Annotated in this window: 17 protein-coding genes; 9 read left to right on the forward strand and 8 right to left on the reverse strand. The window is 52.4% G+C overall.

Translation table 11 applies throughout. The features are described from left to right. Positions 1 to 85 precede the first annotated feature (85 nt). The 4 genes from ACPXV9_RS03790 to ACPXV9_RS03805 all read right to left on the reverse strand — a co-directional run bounded on the left by ACPXV9_RS03790 (position 86) and on the right by ACPXV9_RS03805 (position 5,246). Entirely contained in the window at positions 86 to 1,069 is a 984-nt protein-coding gene (locus ACPXV9_RS03790) for a DUF58 domain-containing protein (protein WP_423894724.1), read from the reverse strand. A 51-nt stretch (positions 1,070 to 1,120) separates the two neighbouring features. Continuing rightward, positions 1,121 to 2,119: an AAA family ATPase gene (locus tag ACPXV9_RS03795; protein ID WP_423894725.1), complete on the reverse strand. Its 999-nt coding sequence runs from the start codon at positions 2,117 to 2,119 to the stop codon at positions 1,121 to 1,123. A 204-nt stretch (positions 2,120 to 2,323) separates the two neighbouring features. Beyond that, a complete protein-coding gene (locus ACPXV9_RS03800) occupies positions 2,324 to 4,075 on the reverse strand; it encodes a SulP family inorganic anion transporter (protein WP_423894726.1) in 1,752 nt (583 codons plus the stop codon). Positions 4,076 to 4,223: 148 nt separating this feature from the next. Beyond that, positions 4,224 to 5,246, reverse strand: coding sequence for an AraC family transcriptional regulator (locus ACPXV9_RS03805; protein WP_423894728.1), 1,023 nt, complete (start codon positions 5,244 to 5,246; stop codon positions 4,224 to 4,226). Positions 5,247 to 5,422: 176 nt separating this feature from the next. Here ACPXV9_RS03805 and ACPXV9_RS03810 point away from each other — a divergent pair, with 176 nt between their 5' ends. The 8 genes from ACPXV9_RS03810 (at position 5,423) to ACPXV9_RS03845 (ending at position 15,153) form a co-directional block, all read left to right on the forward strand. Further along, on the forward strand, positions 5,423 to 6,997 hold the full coding sequence (locus ACPXV9_RS03810) for a flavin-containing monooxygenase (protein WP_423894730.1): 1,575 nt from the start codon (positions 5,423 to 5,425) through the stop codon (positions 6,995 to 6,997). A gap of 109 nt (positions 6,998 to 7,106) precedes the next feature. Continuing rightward, positions 7,107 to 8,138: an AraC family transcriptional regulator ligand-binding domain-containing protein gene (locus ACPXV9_RS03815; RefSeq protein WP_423894731.1), complete on the forward strand. Its 1,032-nt coding sequence runs from the start codon at positions 7,107 to 7,109 to the stop codon at positions 8,136 to 8,138. Positions 8,139 to 8,282: 144 nt separating this feature from the next. Next, entirely contained in the window at positions 8,283 to 8,990 is a 708-nt protein-coding gene (locus tag ACPXV9_RS03820) for a hypothetical protein (RefSeq protein ID WP_423894733.1), read from the forward strand. A gap of 69 nt (positions 8,991 to 9,059) precedes the next feature. After that, positions 9,060 to 10,319, forward strand: coding sequence for a glutathione S-transferase family protein (locus tag ACPXV9_RS03825; protein ID WP_423894735.1), 1,260 nt, complete (start codon positions 9,060 to 9,062; stop codon positions 10,317 to 10,319). 36 nt (positions 10,320 to 10,355) lie between these two features. Continuing rightward, a complete protein-coding gene (locus ACPXV9_RS03830) occupies positions 10,356 to 11,042 on the forward strand; it encodes an SDR family NAD(P)-dependent oxidoreductase (RefSeq protein ID WP_423894737.1) in 687 nt (228 codons plus the stop codon). 144 nt (positions 11,043 to 11,186) lie between these two features. Continuing rightward, positions 11,187 to 12,494 (forward strand): hypothetical protein, encoded by a 1,308-nt coding sequence (locus ACPXV9_RS03835; protein WP_423894739.1) that lies wholly within the window; start codon positions 11,187 to 11,189, stop codon positions 12,492 to 12,494. Positions 12,495 to 12,516: 22 nt separating this feature from the next. Further along, positions 12,517 to 13,188 (forward strand): hypothetical protein, encoded by a 672-nt coding sequence (locus tag ACPXV9_RS03840; protein ID WP_423894741.1) that lies wholly within the window; start codon positions 12,517 to 12,519, stop codon positions 13,186 to 13,188. Between the two features lie 93 nt (positions 13,189 to 13,281). Further along, entirely contained in the window at positions 13,282 to 15,153 is a 1,872-nt protein-coding gene (locus tag ACPXV9_RS03845) for a DUF3604 domain-containing protein (RefSeq protein WP_423894743.1), read from the forward strand. A 38-nt stretch (positions 15,154 to 15,191) separates the two neighbouring features. Here the strand turns inward: ACPXV9_RS03845 and ACPXV9_RS03850 are convergent, their stop codons facing one another. Beyond that, the gene (locus ACPXV9_RS03850; protein WP_423894744.1) at positions 15,192 to 15,563 is read right to left on the reverse strand and encodes a hypothetical protein; all 372 of its coding nucleotides are present in this window, start codon (positions 15,561 to 15,563) and stop codon (positions 15,192 to 15,194) included. A gap of 91 nt (positions 15,564 to 15,654) precedes the next feature. Between ACPXV9_RS03850 and ACPXV9_RS03855 the strand changes: the two genes are divergently transcribed. Continuing rightward, complete coding sequence (locus ACPXV9_RS03855; protein ID WP_423894745.1) at positions 15,655 to 16,239, forward strand: TetR/AcrR family transcriptional regulator; 585 nt, start codon at positions 15,655 to 15,657, stop codon at positions 16,237 to 16,239. Here the strand turns inward: ACPXV9_RS03855 and ACPXV9_RS03860 are convergent. The 3 genes from ACPXV9_RS03860 to dapE all read right to left on the reverse strand — a co-directional run bounded on the left by ACPXV9_RS03860 (position 16,226) and on the right by dapE (position 20,417). Then, complete coding sequence (locus ACPXV9_RS03860) at positions 16,226 to 17,278, reverse strand: hypothetical protein (protein WP_423894747.1); 1,053 nt, start codon at positions 17,276 to 17,278, stop codon at positions 16,226 to 16,228. The genes ACPXV9_RS03855 and ACPXV9_RS03860 overlap by 14 nt on opposite strands. Positions 17,279 to 17,686: 408 nt before the next feature. Continuing rightward, the gene (locus ACPXV9_RS03865) at positions 17,687 to 19,048 is read right to left on the reverse strand and encodes an ABC1 kinase family protein (protein ID WP_423894749.1); all 1,362 of its coding nucleotides are present in this window, start codon (positions 19,046 to 19,048) and stop codon (positions 17,687 to 17,689) included. A gap of 241 nt (positions 19,049 to 19,289) precedes the next feature. After that, positions 19,290 to 20,417 (reverse strand): succinyl-diaminopimelate desuccinylase, encoded by a 1,128-nt coding sequence (dapE, locus tag ACPXV9_RS03870; RefSeq protein WP_423895039.1) that lies wholly within the window; start codon positions 20,415 to 20,417, stop codon positions 19,290 to 19,292. Positions 20,418 to 20,419: the final 2 nt, after the last annotated feature.

Here is a 20,419-nt window from a genome sequence, read left to right on the forward strand (position 1 = left end):
GTCCAACATGTCCCCGGGTCCCGAATTACGGGCCCGTGTCGGCGACATGTTGGACGTCCGATTTGAAAACGCGATCGGCAGCGGCTCATGGCTGTTGCCTATACCCCAGCAGGGCTTGTATCTGGGGCAGGGTGGGTTGGCCTGCACTGAGTGGTAAGACGGGGACGCCCAGACGTTCCTGCCAGCCGTGAATGTAGGCCAGGCGCTCCTCGGTGAACTCTGCAATGGCGGCGCGTTTGACCGGATCTGTGGTGTTGAGCAGGCTCTGCAGCTCGCCGTCGGAGATCACCACATTCCAGTCTTCGGCAAGTGAGTGGGCCACCGGGTCGGTCACCAGAAACAGCAGTAAATCGTTGTGTTGGGCGATTCCGGTCAGCAGTTGCTCGGTCTGGTCATCAATATCGTCAAAATCACTGACAACCATCACCAGATGGTTGCTTTTGGCAATCCGTGCTGCCGCTTCCAGAGGCTTATTCAGGGGCATGGGGTCGCCGGGAATCACATTGGGGTTCATGGCGCAATTCATACGAGCCATGGCATCGACCATGCGATCGATATTGGAGCGGCTCTGCAGTGGCCGCAGCTCAACTAATTCGTTGTCATCGAACAGGATGCAGCCAATGCGATCGCCCTGATTGAGGGTGGTAAAGGCGGCAATGGTGGCGGCTTCGGCCGCCGTCACGGACTTCATATTCAGTTGGGTGCCGAAGTACATCGCCATGCGCTGATCCACCACCAGCAGGGTGGGGCGATCGCGTTCTTCGGTGTAGACGCGGACGTGAGGTTTGCCGGTGCGGGCGGTCACCTTCCAGTCGATGGTGCGTGAATCGTCTCCCGGCAGATAGCCACGCAGTTCTTCGAAATTAAGGCCGCGGCCTCGCAGGCGGGAAGCATGACGACCATTAAGAATACTGTGGGCCGGTTGCCTCGGTAACAAGGTCATGCGACGCGCCTGACCTTCCAGGCTCATCAGGTGAGTCTGGTCGACATGGATGCGAGTGTCGGTTGCCTCTTGAGTGTGAGGGGCTTCCGGAACTCCGCTGCGGCCTCTGGCAGCATAATCACGCATGGGATAGTCCTGATTGATTCGGTTAATGGTGGCTATTCATGCCTGAGGTATTCAGGGCAGCGCAACCAATTCAACAATGGTATCGATCACCTTGTCGGCAGAAACTCCCTGGCCGACGGCGGCATAGCTCAGGGACAGGCGATGCCGCAGGACATCGTGAATGATCGCGCGAATGTCTTGCGGGTCGACATAATCACGACCAGCCAGCCAGGCGTGGGCGCGGCTGGTTTTATCCAGAGCCAGAGACGCACGCGGGCTGGCACCCACATCGATCCACTGGGCCAGTTCCTCGCTGTAGACTTCCGGGGTGCGGGTGGCGTAAACCAGATCGGCCATATAGCGTTCCATGGCCGGAGCCACGTTGACCGCGGCGATTTCTCGGCGGGCATCGAAAACGGCTTGCTGAGGCACCAGTTCACTGTCGCTTTTGGCTGACTTTTTCGGCTTCTCAGCACCCAGCTCGGCCGCGGCAATTTCTTCATTGCGCACCAGTTGAATCACCAGAACTTCGTCTTCCACGGGTGGGTACTCGATCAGAACGTGCATGATAAAGCGATCCATCTGGGCTTCTGGCAATGGGTAGGTGCCTTCCTGTTCCACCGGGTTTTGCGTTGCCATGACCATAAACAGTGGCGGTAATTTATGGGAGGTGCCGGCAACCGTAACCTGACGCTCTTCCATGGCTTCAAGGAGCGCCGCCTGGACTTTGGCCGGGGCCCGGTTGATTTCATCGGCCAATACCAGATTGGCGAAAATGGGGCCTGCCTCAAAGTGAAATTCACCACCGGAAGCGGTCTGGTGATAGACCTCGGTACCGGTGACGTCTGAGGGCAGCAGATCCGGGGTAAATTGGATGCGGTTAAAATCCGCTTCCATATTATTGGCCATGCTCTTGACGGCGCGGGTCTTTGCCAGACCAGGCAAACCTTCAACCAGAACGTTGCCGTTACACAGCAACGCAATTACGAGCCGCTGAACCACGGTTTCCTGGCCAATAATCGAGGCGCGCATCAGTTGTTGAAGTTTCTCGATTTGCTCACGTGCTGACATGTGGCCTCCCTGGGCGAATATTGAATAGGTGAGTCGCAGACCTCTATATTTATAGACGATCTGCCTCCGGGCAAACAAGCTAAATTACTGCCCGAATAGACTGTGAAAAACCGCATTTGGTTTATGGGAATTTCCGCAATACTTAAACAGATTTAGTCATAGGTTAGTCGAACAGACTCTCTCGTCATGTGTTTTTCTGACAGATCAATGTGTGTTGCCTCTGCCGGTTAATTTACTCCACGCATCATAGGTGTCGAGAAAGATCTCTCCGTGCAGATTGTGCGGCAGGGAGCTGTGCTGAAAGCGATCCATGATCGGACCTTTTACCTCGGATAAGTGCAAACGAATTCCAGCGTTGTAGAGCTGATCGTTGAGGGTGATCAATCCCTCCATCGCACTGGCATCAATGTCGTTAATGGCAGAGCAAACAAGCAACAGATGTTTTGCCTCTGGGTAGCGGGCCACCAACCGGTTGGCCTGATCCTGCAGAAACGCGGTATTGGCAAAATAGAGGCTGGCATCGATTCGGTAGATGATCAGCCCGGAATCGGTGATTACCTCGTGGCGCTCGATGTTGCGAAAGTGATGGGTGCCGGGAATCAGCCCCATAACAGCGCTGTGGGGGTGACTGGAGCGGTACAGATGCAGGCCTATCGACAGCAGGATCCCTGTAATCAATCCCTGTTCAATACTTCCTGCCAGAGTGATGGCAAAGGTCGCGGCTAGCGCAGCAAAGTCTTTGCGACTGTAGTGCCAGCATCGGCGCATGGCGTCGATATCCACCAGTGAGGTCACCGTCAATAGAATCAGTGCCGCCAGGCTGGCAATGGGCAGATGATAAAAATAGGGGGGCAAAAAGCAGGTGGCCAGTGCAATGGCGATGGCTGTGATGGCACTGGCTGCAGGGGTCGCGGCTCCGGCATTAAACGCGACCGCCGAGCGGGACAGGCTCGCTGCTACGGGAAAGGCCCCGGATACGCTGGAGGCCAGATTGGCAGCGCCCAGACTGACGGCTTCGCGATTGGGGTTGATACGCTGACGTTGCTTGGCCGCAAACAGCTGAGCCGTTGACAGGGCGCTGATGTAACCGATGATGCTGATCAGTGCCGCCGACTTCAGCAGCTCAGACCAGAGTGACTCGGACCAGTCTGAGTGATGCCAGTCTGGCAGTCGGATGTCCGGTAACCCGGAGGGAATGTCGCCCACTACCGCCAGACCAAGCTGATGCCAATCCCAGTAGGCACTGCTCCCGGTGGCAATCGCCAGCACGACAAGAGGCGAACATTTCGCCACAGTGGCTGTCGTGGTGGATGTGACGCCGATTTTGGGCAGGCCGGCCTTGAGTAAGCGAGGTAGCAAAATCAACCCAGCCAGACTGATGCCACTTACCGCCAGTGTGATTGGATTGATGGTAACCAGCACCTGACTCAGCTCGTAACTGTGTGGCCAATCCTCCGAATCAACAGTCGGCATACCGATGATGTTGCTGAATTGACTGGCGGCAATGATCAGAGCCGAGGCAGAAATAAACCCGCTGACCACTGGCAAGCTGATGAAGTTGGTCAGAAACCCCAGCCGTAGCACACCTGCTGTGATTAATAACAAACCACTCAGCAGTGCCAGCAGCGCGGCTGCCACAATCCGGTCGTCGAGGCTGTAACTGTCGAGTGGGAACAACTGACTCAGGGCAGCGGCCGTCATAATCGATGTGATGGCAAAAGGCCCGATTGACAATGCCCCACTGCTGCCCCAGAAGCTGTAGGCCAGCAGCGGCAAAATACAGGCATAAAGGCCCAGTTGCGGGGGTAAGCCGGCCAGCATCGCATAGGCCATGGCTTGAGGGATCATCAGGGCACTGATGCTGGCAGAGGCAATGGTGTCCTTCAGTAATAACTGACGGCTGTATTCAGGGAGCCAGCCGGAGCAGGGCATAAATGGGCGAATATTGGGCTTCATATCATGACGATTGGCTGGCGTGGTTGGTTAAGCGCTCCGACACTATAGCCGACCGTCAGTTCAATGATGCCAAATGCAGATTGTTGATGGTCTGAGTTATCATCGTTTGCAGATACTGTTGCGGTAAAAATTATCGCTATGGCTGTGTCTAATTGCTGAGATTTTTCTGGCGATACTGTTTTGGAGACAGGCCATGCCAGCGTTTGAACGCATGAGAAAAATTTCCCGGCTCCGTATAACCCAGTAATTCGGCAATCTGTTCTATGGACATGTTGGTCGCCAAATATTCCTGGGCCAGCTGATTGCGAATCTCATTAAGCAGCTGGCGGTAGCTGCTGCCCTCGCCATCCAAATGTCTTCTCAGACTTCTGACGGAATAATTGAGCTTGGCGGCGACATCCTCAATGGATGGGAACTGCCCGGGAGAGGCAATCAACAGTTCCCGAACCGATTCAATCAGTGAGCTTTTACCGCCCAGCTTTTCCAGTAAAAGCTGACATTGATCCTGGAAGTAGCGAGAGGTCTCCATATCGTGCTTGGGTAATGGTGTATCCAGCAGAGCCCGGTCGAAATGCAGCTCGTTTTGATGGTGTCCGAGAATGACCGGGCACTCAAAGTAGTCCTGATAGGCTGACAGCTGGCTTAGGTCGTTGTGGATCAGATAGACAAAACGGGGTTTGATTGCAATACCCTGCAAGTACTGGCTAGCAGTAATGGCGGCCTGAATGTCACGGTCGCTGTAAATTTGAATCAGGTCGGGGGGCAGGGCGTACTGTGGAGTAAAAGCGATATAAGTCTTGTTGTTGTCTTCCTGAATCAGAAAGCGGTAGTGGCTGAAATTCAGGGTGCCCATTTCGGCCGCCAGTTGCAGAGATTCTCTCAGGGTTTTGGCACTGAGTATGGCGTAGCCATACAGGCCATAAGCTTCAGGCCGGAAGATTTCACCGAGTTTCAGGCCGATCAGTGGGTCGTCACTGATCGTCAGAATGTTACGGTAAAACTGAAATTCCTGCTCCAGAGTTATACCGGCCTCAGGATCAGACAGCATGGTTTGGGAGATGCCGGTATTGTCCAGACAGGCTTCCGAATCCAGCCCCATGGATTGCATTACCGACAGAACCGGACTGATGCCTTTGATGTGATGGGATATGGGCGGCGATTTGTGATTCATGGCGAGGGCCGTAGATGCGTCATTATTATTTGCTGATAAGGTTAATGCAGTTGGCCGAAATTCACAAATCTATGGCCCCTGACCACATTCTGAACAGTTTTTTATTCTCTTAGACTGGATTTACTGGCTGAAGCCAACAAATGAAATCCAAAGAATACAAAGATAAGAGGCTGAACATGGCTCAACAACTGAGAAACCCCAAGGTAGTGGTAATTGGCGCCGGAATGACCGGTATTCTGATGACCATCAAGCTGCGTGAAGCGGGCATTAACGATGTCATTATTCTGGAAAAGGCCGATAAAGTCGGCGGCACCTGGCGTGAAAATACCTACCCCGGTGTCGCCTGTGATGTACCTTCCTACAGCTACACCTACAAGTTTGAGCCGAATCCCAATTGGAGCCACCTGTTTGCCCGCGGTGACGAAATCCAGCAGTACTTCCAGATGGTGGCCGACAAGTATGGTGTGACCCAGAGTGTGCGCTTTAATGAGTCTGTGACCGATGCGGTTTACGATGAAGGCAAGTGGACGGTAAAAACCAGCAAGGGCGACACCATCATTGCCGATTTTGTGGTGGCGGCGACCGGCATTCTGCACCATCCGGCCAGACCTGATATCGAGGGTATCGACAGTTTCAAGGGCACCATGTTCCACTCGGCTGAATGGAATCACTCCATCGATATGAAGGGTAAGCGCGTTGGGGTAATTGGCAATGGTTCCACCGCGGCCCAGTTCATTCCCGAACTCATCAATGGCGGGGCCGAGGTGTCGGTGTTCCAGCGCACCCCTCAGTGGATTCTGCCGCTGAAAGATCGCAAGTTTTCTGAGACCCATAAAAAATTGATGCGCAAGAGTCCGGCTTTGCAGCGCGCCTTTAACCGTTTCGGCATCGCGTTCCTTGAGCAGTTCTTTACCAAAGCGGTTACCGGTGAGGGTAAGGTGCAGGGTATGGTGATGGAGAAATGGGTCAAGCGTAACCTGAAAAAACAGGTTAAGGATCCGGAGCTGCGCAAAAAACTGACACCGGATTATAAAGTCGGTTGTAAGCGCCTGATCATCAATAATACCTTTTTGGATGCCATTCAAAAGCCCAATGCCCATCTGGTTACCGATGGTATTGAAAGCATTACAGACAAAGGCATTGTCACCAAAGATGGCGTTGAACATGAGCTGGATGTGATTGTATTGTCCACCGGGTTTAAGCCGACCGCCTATATGCGCCCGATGAATATGGTGGGCCGTGATGGTCTGCACATTGACGAGGCCTGGAAGAAAAAGATCAAAGCCTATCGCTCGGTAAATATGGAGAATTACCCCAACTTCTTTTTGATGCTTGGCCCCAATACGCCCATCGGTAACTTTTCTGTGATTGCCATGAGTGAAGTGCAAACCGATTACATTCTCAAACTGATTGGCCGCTGGCGTCAGGGTGAATACGATGCGCTGGAGGCCAAACCCGAAGCCATTGACGAATTTATGGCGTACATCAAAGAGGGCATGGCCAATACCGCCTGGACCGGCGGTTGTCAGAGTTGGTACCTCGATGGCGATGGCGATCCCATCCTGTGGCCATACACCTGGGGCCAGTGGGTGAAGGAAATGCAGGAGCCGGATATGGCGGCGTTCAACACCCAGACGTTTGCGGCAAAAAAATCAGCCAAAAAAGTTGCCAGAAAACCGGCAAAAAAACAGGCGGCTAAAAAAGTGACCGAGAACAAATCTTCGACCAAAAAAGATGAAGTGGTCGCTTGAATTTCCTCTCGGTAATTAATGAAAAGCCACAGACAGGTTCTGTGGCTTTTTTGTTTTTCCTGAATGTCTCTGCTTGAATAAAGAACTCAGGTAACAAACTGCAGAGCGAATGAATACGCAAAAGAATAATAATCAGCCCACCGTTTTGGCAATCTGGTTGCGGCCTCTGGTCGAATATTTACAGCGTGAAGGCCATGATGCCAAGGCGATTCTGGCTCTCACAGGTGTGGATATTCGTCAGGTCTACATCCCCGGCGCACGTCTTCTTTTGGCCAATGCCGCACCTCTGTGGGAAGCGGCAGCACAAGCCACTGGAAAACCTTTTATTGGTATTGAAATCGCTCGTTATGCGGGCCCTTTACAGGGCGGAGCTCTGGCTGTTGCCATGATGGCCAGCCGCACATTGTACGAAGCCCTGCAGCGATTGAGTCGTTTGATTCCACTCATTTGTGAGGCGGTGGATATTGTTCTTGAACGACAGGACAATTCGCTTTTTCTGCGTTTCGATGTGCAGGATCCGGTATTACACAATCCGGGTGCCATGGATCCGGCGTTTCTGATTATTTTTAACTTGATTGAATCCGGTGTCACTGATGCTTCCGTAGTCCGCTGCTTGTGCTTTGGCAGAGAGGAGCCGGAGTCGGAGTTAAAAGACTATGTGCAAAAACTCTGTTCGTTCCCTGTGACTTTTGGTTTCGGCGAATACAGTCTGGAGCTTGACTGGGACAGGGCGCAACAGCAAAACCCCTATTGGGATCCGTCGCTGGCACGTTTGTGTGAACAACAGGCGCTGGCTGAGGTAGCGCGTTTAAGTGAAGATAATCTGATTGGCCGGGTCTGCAAAATGATCGTTGATCGCCTCAGCGATGGGCCACCTTCCCAGGAAGAGATAGCCTGCTTGCTGAATATGTCCGCTCGACATCTGCAGCGACGTTTAAAAACCCTCGGTACCAGTTTTGGTGAATTGTTGCAGCAACAGCGACTGGATCTTGCCTGTCACTATTTGCAGGATCCGAATATGACCTTGATCGAAACCGCTTTTTTGCTGGGTTTTCAGGATCAAAGTAACTTCAGCAAGGCATTCAAAAGCTGGCAGGGCGAGCCACCGGGGCAATACCGCAGCCGCTTGCTGGGGGGATAGTCAGTCAGAGTGATGCTTGGTCTTTGATGACTGATTTTAATGTCGCAATTTCACCATAATTAACGATTTCAGCACCAGACCTTTTTGGCCTTGGGTCTTAATCTTTACCGCACAAATAACAAAAAGCGGTACAGAGGAAAGACTATGAGCCAGCCCAAACTGTTAGTGAATGCCTTTATCGCAGTCTGCCTGGTGGCTGTCTGGGGTGGTGTGGCCTGGCGCTACTGCGGACCAGTTCAGCCTCTTACCGAGGCAGAAGTAGACCGTTATTTAAGCCTCTTTACTCGCCATATGATGGAAGTGGGTATTCCAGACGGTGAACCGGAAGCCAGTCTTAAGCAAAGTCTGGCCGAGTTGCGCCACTTTGCCGAAACGGACGATGGCAAACCTTTCTATATGATCAATCTGATGCGGTGGCGTGAACAGGCGGTTTTTCGCGAGGGCATTGCCGGTGTTGAGGGTGTCGATGTGCAGGAGGCCGACCGACTCTACAATGAAAAATTGTTTATGGAGTTGCTGGGGAATGCCAGCCACACCGCCTATCTCAGCAGTACTCTGCCCAATGCTCTGAATCTCGGTGTCTCCGGTGCTGCGGATCACTGGGGTGAAGTGGGTATCTTCCGCTACAGCAGTCGTCGTGATTTTTTCAACATGGTGTCCAGTGACAGCTACAAAGACATCATGATCTATAAAATGGCATCCATGCGCGATATCGCTCTGGTACCTTCGCAGCCCCATGGCCTGCTGTTTAATCCAATGCCCAATATCCCGGTGTTGTTGGCTGCAGTTTTTATTATTTTCTACTTGTTGTCTGTTGTTGTGCAGCTCTGGTCTCTGGCCCGCAAAGCCTGAGGTGACAAAAGAGTTTAAGTGGTTACGGAAACTTGAAAGTCCCGGAGCTGATTTTTTCAGGAGCAAATTATGAACAGCCATGAGCCTACCAAAAGCAGCTATGAGCCTACCAAAAGCAGCCATGAGAACAGCGTAAACAGCCATGAGCCTGATATAAACAGCCATGAGCCCAACATAAAAAACCACGAGCCCTTTGATGTGTATCTGGCCGATGTCTCGTATTTCAGTGGCAAGTGGGAATCCTATTTACGCTACAAGCAAATCCCCTTTAATCGCATCGAAATGGATGCCGCTCTGGGCGTTGAAATCTATCGCCATACAGGGATGCGCAAGGTGCCTGCGGTAAAAACCGCCCGAGGAGAATGGTTGAAAGACACGACTCCGATGATTGACTGGTTTGAGCGGCAGTACCCACAGGTTCAGGTTGTCCCCGGCGATCCTGTGCAGCGCTTTGTATCGAAGCTGGTAGAAGATTACGCCGACGAATGGTGTTGGCGCTCGGCCATGTACCATCGCTGGCGCAGTGATGACAATGCCGGTTTTCTTGGTCATCGCATTGGCCGGGAAGTATTCAATGACTGGCCCATGCCGGTGTCGCTGGCGGGCAAGTTGTTCAAGTATCGCCAGCGTCGCACTTTTATGTGGGGCGACGGCCTGGATAACAACAGTGAAAGTTATATTCACGACCACTATCCCCTGGTGGCACAAGCCTTAACCGACATCTTGCAGGATCAGCCTTTTTTGCTGGGCGATAAGCCATCGTTGGTGGACTTTGCCTTTATGGGACCGTTTTTTCGTCACTATTTCTGTGATCCGGTACCGGCCAAAATTATGCGGGATCAATTTCCCCAGGTGCTGGCATGGGTGACCCGGGTGTGGAGCAGCCGCGCATCAAGACCTGTTAATGATCCTGAGATTGGCAAAGGTGATTTCGATGATTTTAGCGCGTCTGGCTGGCACATCATTTTTAAAGAAATTGTTCAGATTTATTTGCCTTACTTGCAGGCCAATGCCAAAGCTTTTGATGAGGGAAAAACCCGTTTTGATTTTAGCTGTGATGCGGTGCATCTGAAAAAATTGCCGGTGGTGCAATATCGTTGCTATTGCCTGCAGATGCTAGAACAGCAGTATCAATCGCTGTCAGAGCCGGAGCGTCAGTCCGTCGATCAGTTGTTCGCCCCCTTCGGTGAACTGCTGCTTAACAGTCACACTGAATCCGGACTGGTTGAAGAGCTGCAACTGCCCTTAAAGCCCAGAGGTGAGATTGGTCTGCGCGAAAAATTCCATGCGTTCTTTGTGGGAACGCCATGGGACATGATCAAAAAATAAAACCATTACGACAAAAATGAGTGTTTGGAGGTGTGTATGTCTGACCGATTTTCCGGAAAGCGAGTGTTGGTGACCTGTGTCGATCGCTATATGGGACAGCCGATTGCCGACGCTTTTATTGCCGAAGGCGCAGAGGTGTTTACCGATACCTCTGCTCTGACAACTCAGGCACAAATAAATGACTTGTTGCAGCGTGTGGGCGAAATCGACGTTCTGGTAGCCAACTTTGCTGAAGACCCTAACCCGCAATCGGTGGTTGCTATTGGCGACGAAGAAATCGAGACGTTGTTCTCCGGTATGGTCACGCCCTTGATGCGAATCGTACGCAGTGTGGTTCCGGCTTTTATTGAGCAGGGACACGGCAAAATTGTGGCCATGACCAGCGCTGCGCCATTGCGTGGTATTGCAGGTTACAGTGCTTACTGTGCTGCACGGGGCGCACAGAACGCCTTTGTTCGTGCAGTGGGTTTGGAAGTGGCGGCACAGAATATTCAGTTCAATGCCATTGCCCAGAATTTTGTCAAAAACGAGCGCTATTTCCCCGACGAGTTTATCGAAAGCGATTTCTTCAAAGAAAAATTTCTACCGCAGATCCCCACGGGCAAGGTGGCAGAAGCAGAGGAAACCGGTGAGCTGGCTCTGTATCTGGCATCTGAAAAATGCACACATATGGTAGGGCAGGTTATTCCCTGGGCCGGCGGCTGGAGCACCACTACTGGCTAGGGCCATAGCTGCCCTCAGCTGCGTTGAATCTCGCTTATTTAGAAACACTAAACTGCGCTCAATTCGCCTTGCTGAGAACAGCTATGACCTCTAGCCATTTTTTTTTTGAGTTAGTGTGAAATGAACAAAAAAGGATAACTCTCTGTGAAAAACACAAAAAAAAATCAGACAAGCGGTTACTATCAAAGTCCCTGGTCCTGTGAAGACGGTGGTGCAGAGCGAACCCAGGTTGTTACCGGCTTACCGGGGCTGAATATTCAGCCGAATGAAAAGTTGGTGGTGAAGGCATCGCGGCGTCTGTCTACCGGCAATATGGTGGTGCTGCGGGATCCGGGCGAAGTCTATTTGATGACCGTGGACACCTACCGCAGCAAATTGGGCTTGCCTTGTTTTTCCCATGTTGAAAAGCTGGACCCGCAGACTCTTAAACCGATTAAGAAGTCGGTAAAACTCAAAGGCGGAAAATGGTGGCCGGGCGGTTTTTGCGTGCATCGCAATGGCGATCTGTACGTGACCTTTGGCCGCTATATGCATCGCCTGAATCCAGACTGTGAACTGCAGGCTTCCTATCAATTACCGGTTAATCTGCCCTACAACTCCCATGTGGTACTCGATAACGGTTTGCTTGTTACCAAGCCCATCACTTCTGAGGAACAGTCATATTTGACGGTTATGGATCCCGATACCATGCAGCCGGTCTGCGCCGATGAACTGATGCCGGAGCCGTCCATTTCGCGGTTGAGTGCGTCCGGAAATTGCGTCTATGTCACCGGCATTACCACCATTTATCGCTATCACTTTGAGGCCGATAAAAATGAGCTGGTTCTGGATAAAGACTGGTCGTTGAACTATGTCGGTGGCAGTACCCAGCAATACGGTTGGGATCCGGTAGTCGCCGGTGAACAGCTCTGGTTTATGGACAACGGCAAGCACCGCATGGGTGAGACGTCCCTGTCGATGTTAAATGCCGGAGTCAATCCAACCCCCAATAATGTTATCCGGGTGAGTCAGCACAACAGTGACGACTACGACATTACCCCGGTATGCGGCTTATCTCATGGTTCCGTCACCAATCCGCCACTGTTTTGTAGCAAACGCAATATTTTATTGGCCTACGATTCGGCCAATGCGTTTTTAAAGGCCTGGCAGTTTGATCCGCAATCGCGCTCCCTCATAGAAATTTGGCGTCGGGAGGGTTTTGGGATTGGTGGTCACACCATCTACTACGCCGATAGCGGTGAAGTGGTTACCGCCGATTACCAAAGTTTGAAATCGATCAAGGGTTTGCGTGAAGGCGAACACAGTGTGGTGTTGGATATAGAGACTGGCCGCGAAAAAGCGCGGGTGCCCATGAATAATTATTGGCAGTCCGCGTGTTTTCCGGCTCCGGGTTGGGGGCGCGACTTTTACTGGTTGGGCCTCGATAAGCTGACTTATATCGCCGTCGAGTGAGTACACACAGAGGAGATAAAAAATGAAACAATTTAAATTTGAAATCATCAGCGGCCTGCTTTGTTCGGCGGTTTTCGTTGCGGCATTGGCATTCTGGGGAAACTGGAGTGGCGGTAAAATGACTCGAGCCGAAGTGGATGAATACCTGCAAGTCATCGACAAAAATTTGCAATGGCCCGAGCCCATGAAGTCCTACATGATGACTTCCTTGAAAGAGTGGGGTTATGCGGATGATGGCAAGGAATTTATGATGCTCAATATGATGCGCTACCGCGATGAAATTCTACAATACCCCGGAACCATCAAAAGCTTTCAGGGTACACCGAAACAGTCCAACTACACCTATGAATTGGGTACCAAAGAAATTCTTCTGGGGCAGGGTGGTTATCCGGTGGCCTGGGGGGAGGTTAATTTACCCCGCAATGTGGCTCGTGCCGATGATGCCGAGGCCAATACCCGATGGAATCGGGTTGGCTTTGCTCGCTATCCGAATCGTCGTGGTTTTTTCCGATTGATGGCCGATCCCGAGTATGGAGAGCAATCCGCCTATAAACTCATGGGGGCCAGAACCAATCTGATTCCGATGACTCCGCAATGGGTAATTCCCGATCCGCGCCTGATTATTGGCCTGGGATTGTTGATTGTATTTTTTGCGTTGGCCTGGGTTCGTGCGCGTTTCTGGCCAAGCAAGTAAATCCTTGGACGTTGTATTCATTTATTTCTACTATGTGCGGATAACAACAAAGTCTGAACCAGAAGACACTGAATAATAAAAAAGGACGCTTCAATGAATCCCATCATTCGCAATACTCTGGCTGCAGCAATGGGCACAGTGGTTGTTTCATCATCCCTGACTGTGACAGCGGCAGTTTCTGGCGAAAATTTTTCACCTTATGTGGGAGATTACCCGGATCAGGTATTGTGGGGCGATACCCATTTACACACCAATTTATCGCTGGATGCGCGGGCTTTCGGGGTCACCCTGTCACCAGAGATGGCTTACCGTTTTGCCCGGGGCGAAACCGTCACCAGTTCCAATGGCAAACAAGTAAAATTGTTGCGCCCTTTGGATTGGCTGGTGATTTCGGATCATTCCGATGCCCTGGGGGCGATGAATGAATTGATCAAGGGCAACCCCGAGTTGATGGTGGACCCCACTGTCAAAGACTGGAATAAGCGGATTAATCAGGGTGGCGAGACGGGGTTGATGGCGGTGATGGATGTGATCAGCGCCTTTACCAAAGGCAAAACGCCCGATGTGCTGACGGCCAAGCCCTTTGTCAAAAGTGTCTGGGAAGACTACACCGCCACCGCGGATCACTTTAACGAGCCGGGTCGGTTTACCGCGATGATTGGTTATGAGTGGACGTCCACCACGGCCGGCAATAACCTGCACCGCAATGTGCTGTACCGCGATGGCGCTGATAAAGCCAATCAGGTGATGCCTTTTACCGTACTCGACAGTGATAACCCGCAAGATCTCTGGCAGTGGTTGGACAATTACGAGAAGCACACAGGTGGCAATGTACTGGCCATTGCCCACAATGGCAATCTCAGTAACGGCACCATGTTCCCCATGGAAAAAACGTTCTTCGGTGCGACTCTGGATAAAAATTACGCCGAAACCCGAGCCCGGTGGGAGCCCCTGTATGAAGTAACCCAAATCAAAGGCGATGGTGAGGCTCATCCCTATCTGTCACCCAATGATGAGTTTGCAGATTACGAAACCTGGGATAAATCCAATTTGGGGCCCAACCTCAAGAAGCCCGGTATGCTGCAGTATGAATACGCCCGCGAAGCACTTAAAAATGGCCTCAAGCTGGAACAACAATTGGGCGTCAATCCCTACAAATTTGGCCTGATAGGTTCAACGGATTCTCATACCGGCTTGCCCACCACGGACGAAGCCAACTTCTTTGGCAAACATTCTGCGGTAGAGCCCAATGCCAAACGCTGGAAGAAAAAAGTCGGCGAGTTTGGTGAGATTTCCCACCTGTCATGGACCATGGCGTCTTCCGGTTATGCCGCAGTGTGGGCAAAGGACAATACCCGGGCCAGTATTTTTGATGCCCTAAAGCGCCGGGAAACCTACGCCACTACCGGTAGCCGGATGAAGCTGCGCTTCTTTGGCGGCTGGGATTACCGTGATACGGATGCCGGCGCTCGACCACTGGCTGCTGTCGGTTACGCCAAAGGGGTTCCCATGGGAGGAGATCTGACCGCAGCTCCCAAAGATCAGTCCCCGACTTTTTTGATTGAGGCCAGTCGCGATCCGGAAGGCGGCAATCTGGACCGGATTCAGGTGATCAAGGGCTGGCTCGACGCCAAGGGCAAAACCCATGAGAAAATCTACAATGTCGCCTGGTCTGGTGAACGGCAATTACAGGCCAATGGCAAACTCCCCGGGGTTGGCAATACCGTGGATGTAAAATCCGCAACCTGGACCAACACCATTGGCGCTTCTGAACTGCGAACGGTCTGGAGTGATCCCGAATTCGATCCCCAACAGCGAGCGTTCTATTATGTGCGGGTCATTGAAATTCCGACGCCTCGCTGGACCAGTTACGATGCCAAGCGCTTTGACGTAAGAATGGACAGAAATGTGCCCATGATTACTCAGGAGCGAGGCTACACCTCGCCGATCTGGTATACCCCCTGACACAATCCGCCAGCCCTTCAGGGGCTGGCTGTTCTTGATCAGCTCTGGGGTGCTTCTGGTATCGCTCCGAAAAAACCAATCACCGTGACCACGCGCCCTGACTCGTCCGTTTCCACCACATCAAAGCCCGGCATCACCAGCTTGCCATCCTGATGGATGGCCCAGTGATAGCGATAAAAGCCGTGCTGGCAATCAAAACCGCTGCTTCTGGAATAGACCGCGCCCGGCAGTTGTTGATGAACCTCATGAACATTGGCTTCAAAACCGTCAATACCGGTGACATCGATGGAGGGGTCTACAAAACGTACGCTCGGAGACAGGGCTTTTTCCAGATGACTGCGAACCAGTTTGGGGTCAGATTCGTTCCAGGCTGCGAGCATATGATCGAACGCTTCGGGGTAATTCGCCATGGGGTACTCCTCAAATGGGTGGTTAATAAACCGACACTGTGTCGGTATTTATCAGGTTAACAAACCGACACTGAGTCTGTAAACTGTTTTTATGGCCACGAATGAACAACGACGTGCGGTGACCCGCGCCAAACTGATTGAAGCAGCCCGTCAGCATTTTGCTGCCAAGGGCTATGACGAGACCCACACCGGCGAGATACTTAAGCATGCGGGCGTGTCACGTGGTGCGATGTATCACCACTTCAAGAGTAAGCAGGAATTGTTTGAGGCGGTGTTTATCGCTGAGTCCGATAAAGCCATTGCCGAGGCCAGCGATGCAGCCGGCCGTGATGCTTCACCCTTTAATAACCTGATCGCTGCCAGTCTGGCCTGGTTGCAGGTGGTGCGGCGCGCTGAAGTGGCCAGCATCTTACTGGAGCAGGGGCCTCAGGTTCTGGGGTGGCAAAGGGCCAGGAGTCTGGAGGCCGAATCCAGTTTGGGCCTGATGGTTAAAGGTCTGCAGGCGGCTGTCGCGAAAGGGGAGGTAAGCGTGCCTTCCATTGAAATGGCCGCCAGACTGATCAACGCCATTCTCGCAGAATCCGCTCTGACGGCCTTGTATGATGAACCTGCTGTCTCCGTCAGTGATCAGGAGCAGGCCGTACGCCAACTGATCGAGGGCATCAGGACGCCCTGAGATCGACCGGTTCACTGTGGTCCGATGGACTATCCTGCTCCGACAGCTTCCATTGTTGCTCCGCTACCTGTTCCTTGATCAGTTCCAGTGATTCCAGAACGGCGTTCTGAATGATTGGCATCAGCTGCTGGGCCTCGGCTTCGGCCGGTGCCTTCAGCAGATTGTTGATGATATTGGCGGCCAGTTGCTGGCGGGAATCGGCCAGATCGTTCATCAGCGTAATCAGCACGTCTTCCACCAGCTCAACCGACATGCCCTCCATGGTTTCCTGAATCTGGGGGCCGACTATGGGCAACAGATTTAATCGCTTGATATTGCTGTTGCGATCCAGGCTCTGGTGAACCAGAGATTGCAGGTATTTGCGCACTTCCGCTTCATTGTGCTCATAGGCGTGATCCAGAGCGTGCCCCAGACGGCTTCCCAGCCAGGCTACAAGTTCTTCACTCTTGGGGCCGAGAACATCGTCACGGATGGCGTGAGTGACCGGATTGCCTTTGCGAATTTCATCCTGAACGCCACTTAGGACGTTGATGACTACGCGATCTGAGATTTCCTCCGTCAGAATGCCCAGGTATTTTTGAAATTTCTGGTAGAGATAAGTCTCTTTGATGTCGATGATGCCGAGTTTCTGCAGGCGATAGAAAATGGAGATGACCCGCAGAATCCGCAAAAAGCGGAAGGAGCCAATGGGGATGCAGCCCAGTACGTCATACCAGTGAACAAAGGGGTAGAAGAACCAGCGATGGTAGGTTTGTTTGTAAATGGCCACACACCAGCGCAGGGTCAATTCCACCAGATAGATCCAGACAAACACCAGATCGTAGGCGACAAAGTTGATGTGCACCTTGGTGGCGTAAAAGTCATGGAATTGTGGCGACAGATAGTGAATGCCGCTGGCAATCCATTCGCTGGTGAACATCCAGTCAAAGATGATCCAGCTCAGGTTGATGGTGACCAAAACAATCATCATCAAATCCAATACAAACCAGGGTGTTTCAGGGTTATTTCTCAGGCGCTGTAAATCAAAGCGAATCTTCATAGGGCATCAATAGGGAGTGTCAAATAGGGCATCAAAATTATGGAAATGATGTGTCTATCTTACTCGCTGTTGTGGTGAAGCAAAGGGGGGCTTGCCATAGATCAGGGTTATGCTGGTTATTTGTGCAGTTTGTTGACTTTGACGACACGGCTTGTATGATGCGCGCCAATTCGATCAAATCCCGAACCCGCCAATGGAGGTGTATCCCATGCGTCGCTTTGTCAAACTGGTAGCCATCAATCACAAGGTTGTTTTACGTGGCAAGCTCTCAGGTCGCATGGGGGTTGAAGGCGAGCGTTGCGGAGCTTTTTGGTTCTGAATGCCATCTCGTAGGCAGGAAACTGTCATCTCGAACGCATGTGAGAGATCTCTCGTTAACGCTCAAGATGACAATAAAACAAACAGATATTATTGCCCCGGCAGCATCTCAATATTGGGGTTATCAAACACACTGCCGCCCGGTTCCAGAATCTGCATATAGCGATCAAAATACAGGAACTGCTTAAGTAACATGGTAAAGGCCCGCGGAAAGCGGATGCCGTAGTTCTTACCAATTTCACCCAGCTGAATCATCATGTCATTGATGTCGTCGGTCTTGCCTTGGCCAAGATTGCCCATCATGGTTTCCGGGTTAACCGACTGCATGGAGCTGAACAGGTTGCGGATATCCACCGTCAGTCGATCCATGTTCACTTTTTCGCGGGTGATTCCCACCGCCACCATGGCTTCGGCAATGCCGCGGTAGTCTTCATTACCCAGAGCGGTAAACAGTCTGAACATGGCCTCCCAAGCTTCCGATTTCACCCGGCCCACCATGCCAAAATCGATAAACCCGACCCGACCATCATTGAGCAATAGCATATTGCCGCTGTGCAGATCGGCATGGAAAAAATCACAGGCTGTCAGGCTGGCAAACCAGGTGTTCAGAGCGCTGAACAGGGCGTTGGCCGGATTACCCCGATGCTGGCTTAACGCGGCTCGGTCAGCCATGGAGCAGCCGTAGAGGCGCTCCATCACCAGAACCTTGGGCCCGGATACCTGACGATAGGGTTTCGGAGCGACAACGTCCTGATTGCCGGTGTTCTGCAGGAACTGACGGAAGTGATCAAGGTTGTCAGCTTCTTTCTCAAAATCGCACTCGTCGATCATGGACTGGTACATTTCTTCGATGATGCCGGCGATGGCTTCCTGATCCATATTGGGCAGGATCAATTCCATCAGGCGGGTCATCAGATACACCGTGTGCAGATCCACCATGATTTCGGTGGCAACACCCGGCTTCTGGACTTTGACCACCACATCTTCACCGGTCTCCAGCACCGCGGCATGGACCTGGGCGATGGAGGCAGACGCCAGCGGTTCCGGATCGAAATAGCTGAAGGTTTTGTTCAGAGGTTGGTTCAGATCCTTCTCAACAATCTGTTTGATTTTGTTGAAAGCCATGGGCTCGGTCTGATCCAGCAACAGTTGGAACTCTTCCACGTACTCGGTGGGGAATACCGATGGGGAACTGGCGATAAACTGACCGAATTTGATGTAGGTGGCGCCCAGAGCTTCAAACAGTTCCCGCACTTCTTTGGCGGGCGGTACTTTGCGCTTGATCAGCCATCTGGCCGCTCGCGGGTAGAGCTGAATCACGGTCTGAGTCAGGCGAACACTGCCGCGCAGGCCCAGTTCTGCGAAACCGACAGAGCTGTTACCTCGATCGACCGGTTTAGGTAAAACGCTGATGGACTTGGGTAAACGGGGCAGTTTAGGCAGACGGGCCATTGGAAAAATACCTTGTGAAAATACGATATAAAATCATGCAAAAGATTTTTGGAAACTGCCCCCTAATTGACACCAAGGGTGTCATCCTGAGCTTGGGGAAGGATCTTAATGAGATTCTTCCTCCCTTTGGTCGTCAGAATGACCAAAGGGATCGATTGCCGTCAGAATGACCAAGGGAAGCGATAGCCTTCAGAATAACAAAGGAAGCGTTGGTCGTAGTGATAAAGGCAAGCGATGCCACTCAGGCCAGCAGGTTCACCAAAATCTTTTCATAAATCCGCGACAGAATGTTCAAATCCTCGGCGCGAACGCACTCATCCACCTTATGAATGGTGGCATTCACCGGCCCCAACTCCACAACCTGAGCCCCGGTAGGCGCAATAAAGCGGCCATCGGAGGTGCCCCCGGCGGTGGACAGCTCGGTATCGATACCGGCTTCGGTCTTGATCGCGGCCACGGCGGCGTCCACGAGCGGACCCTCGGCGGTCAGGAACGGCTGACCGCTCAGGCGCCAGTCGATGTCGTAATCCAGATTGTGCTTGTCGAGAATGGCCTCGGTGCGCTGGCGCAGGATCTCTTCAGTCAGCTCGGTTGAGAAGCGGAAGTTAAAAATGACATGGACTTCGCCGGGAATCACATTGGTGGCACCGGTACCGCTGTTGATATTGGATACCTGAAAACTGGTGGCCGGGAAAAAATCGTTGCCGTGATCCCAGTGTTCAGCGGCCAGTTCGGCCAGAGCCGGGGCAAAGCTGTGGATCGGGTTTTTGGCCAGATGCGGGTAGGCCACATGACCCTGAACCCCCTTGACGGTTAACCAGCAGCCCAGCGAGCCACGGCGGCCATTTTTAATGGTGTCTCCGGTTTCAGTGGTGCTCGATGGCTCACCGACCAGACACCAGGTGATTTTTTCATTGCGCTCTTCCAGCCGCTCCACAACTTTTACTGTGCCGTTGGTGGCCGGGCCTTCTTCGTCGCTGGTAATCAGAAAGGCAATGCGTCCTGTGTGATCCGGGTGTTTGGCGACAAACTCTTCGCAGGCAATGATCATGGAGGCCAAGCTGCCCTTCATATCGGCGGCACCGCGGCCATGGAGCATGCCATCAACAAAAGTGGGATCGAACGGTGGTGTTTGCCAGTTGGCTTCCGGGCCGGTGGGTACCACATCGGTGTGTCCGGCAAAGCAAAAAATTGGGCCGCTGTCGCCGCGAACCGCCCAGAGGTTGTCGGTGTCGTCAAAGCGCAGATGCTCACATTTAAAGCCTATCGCCTCCAGGCGTTCGGCCATCAGCTGTTGGCAACCGGCATCTTCAGGGGTGACGGAGCGGCGGCTTATCAGGTCGCAGGCCAGTTCCAGAGTAGGGGTCATTG

Origin of the sequence: Candidatus Pelagadaptatus aseana (genome assembly GCF_040362265.1) — a bacterium.
GTDB classification, from domain to species: Bacteria; Pseudomonadota; Gammaproteobacteria; order Pseudomonadales; family Cellvibrionaceae; genus Pelagadaptatus; species Pelagadaptatus aseana.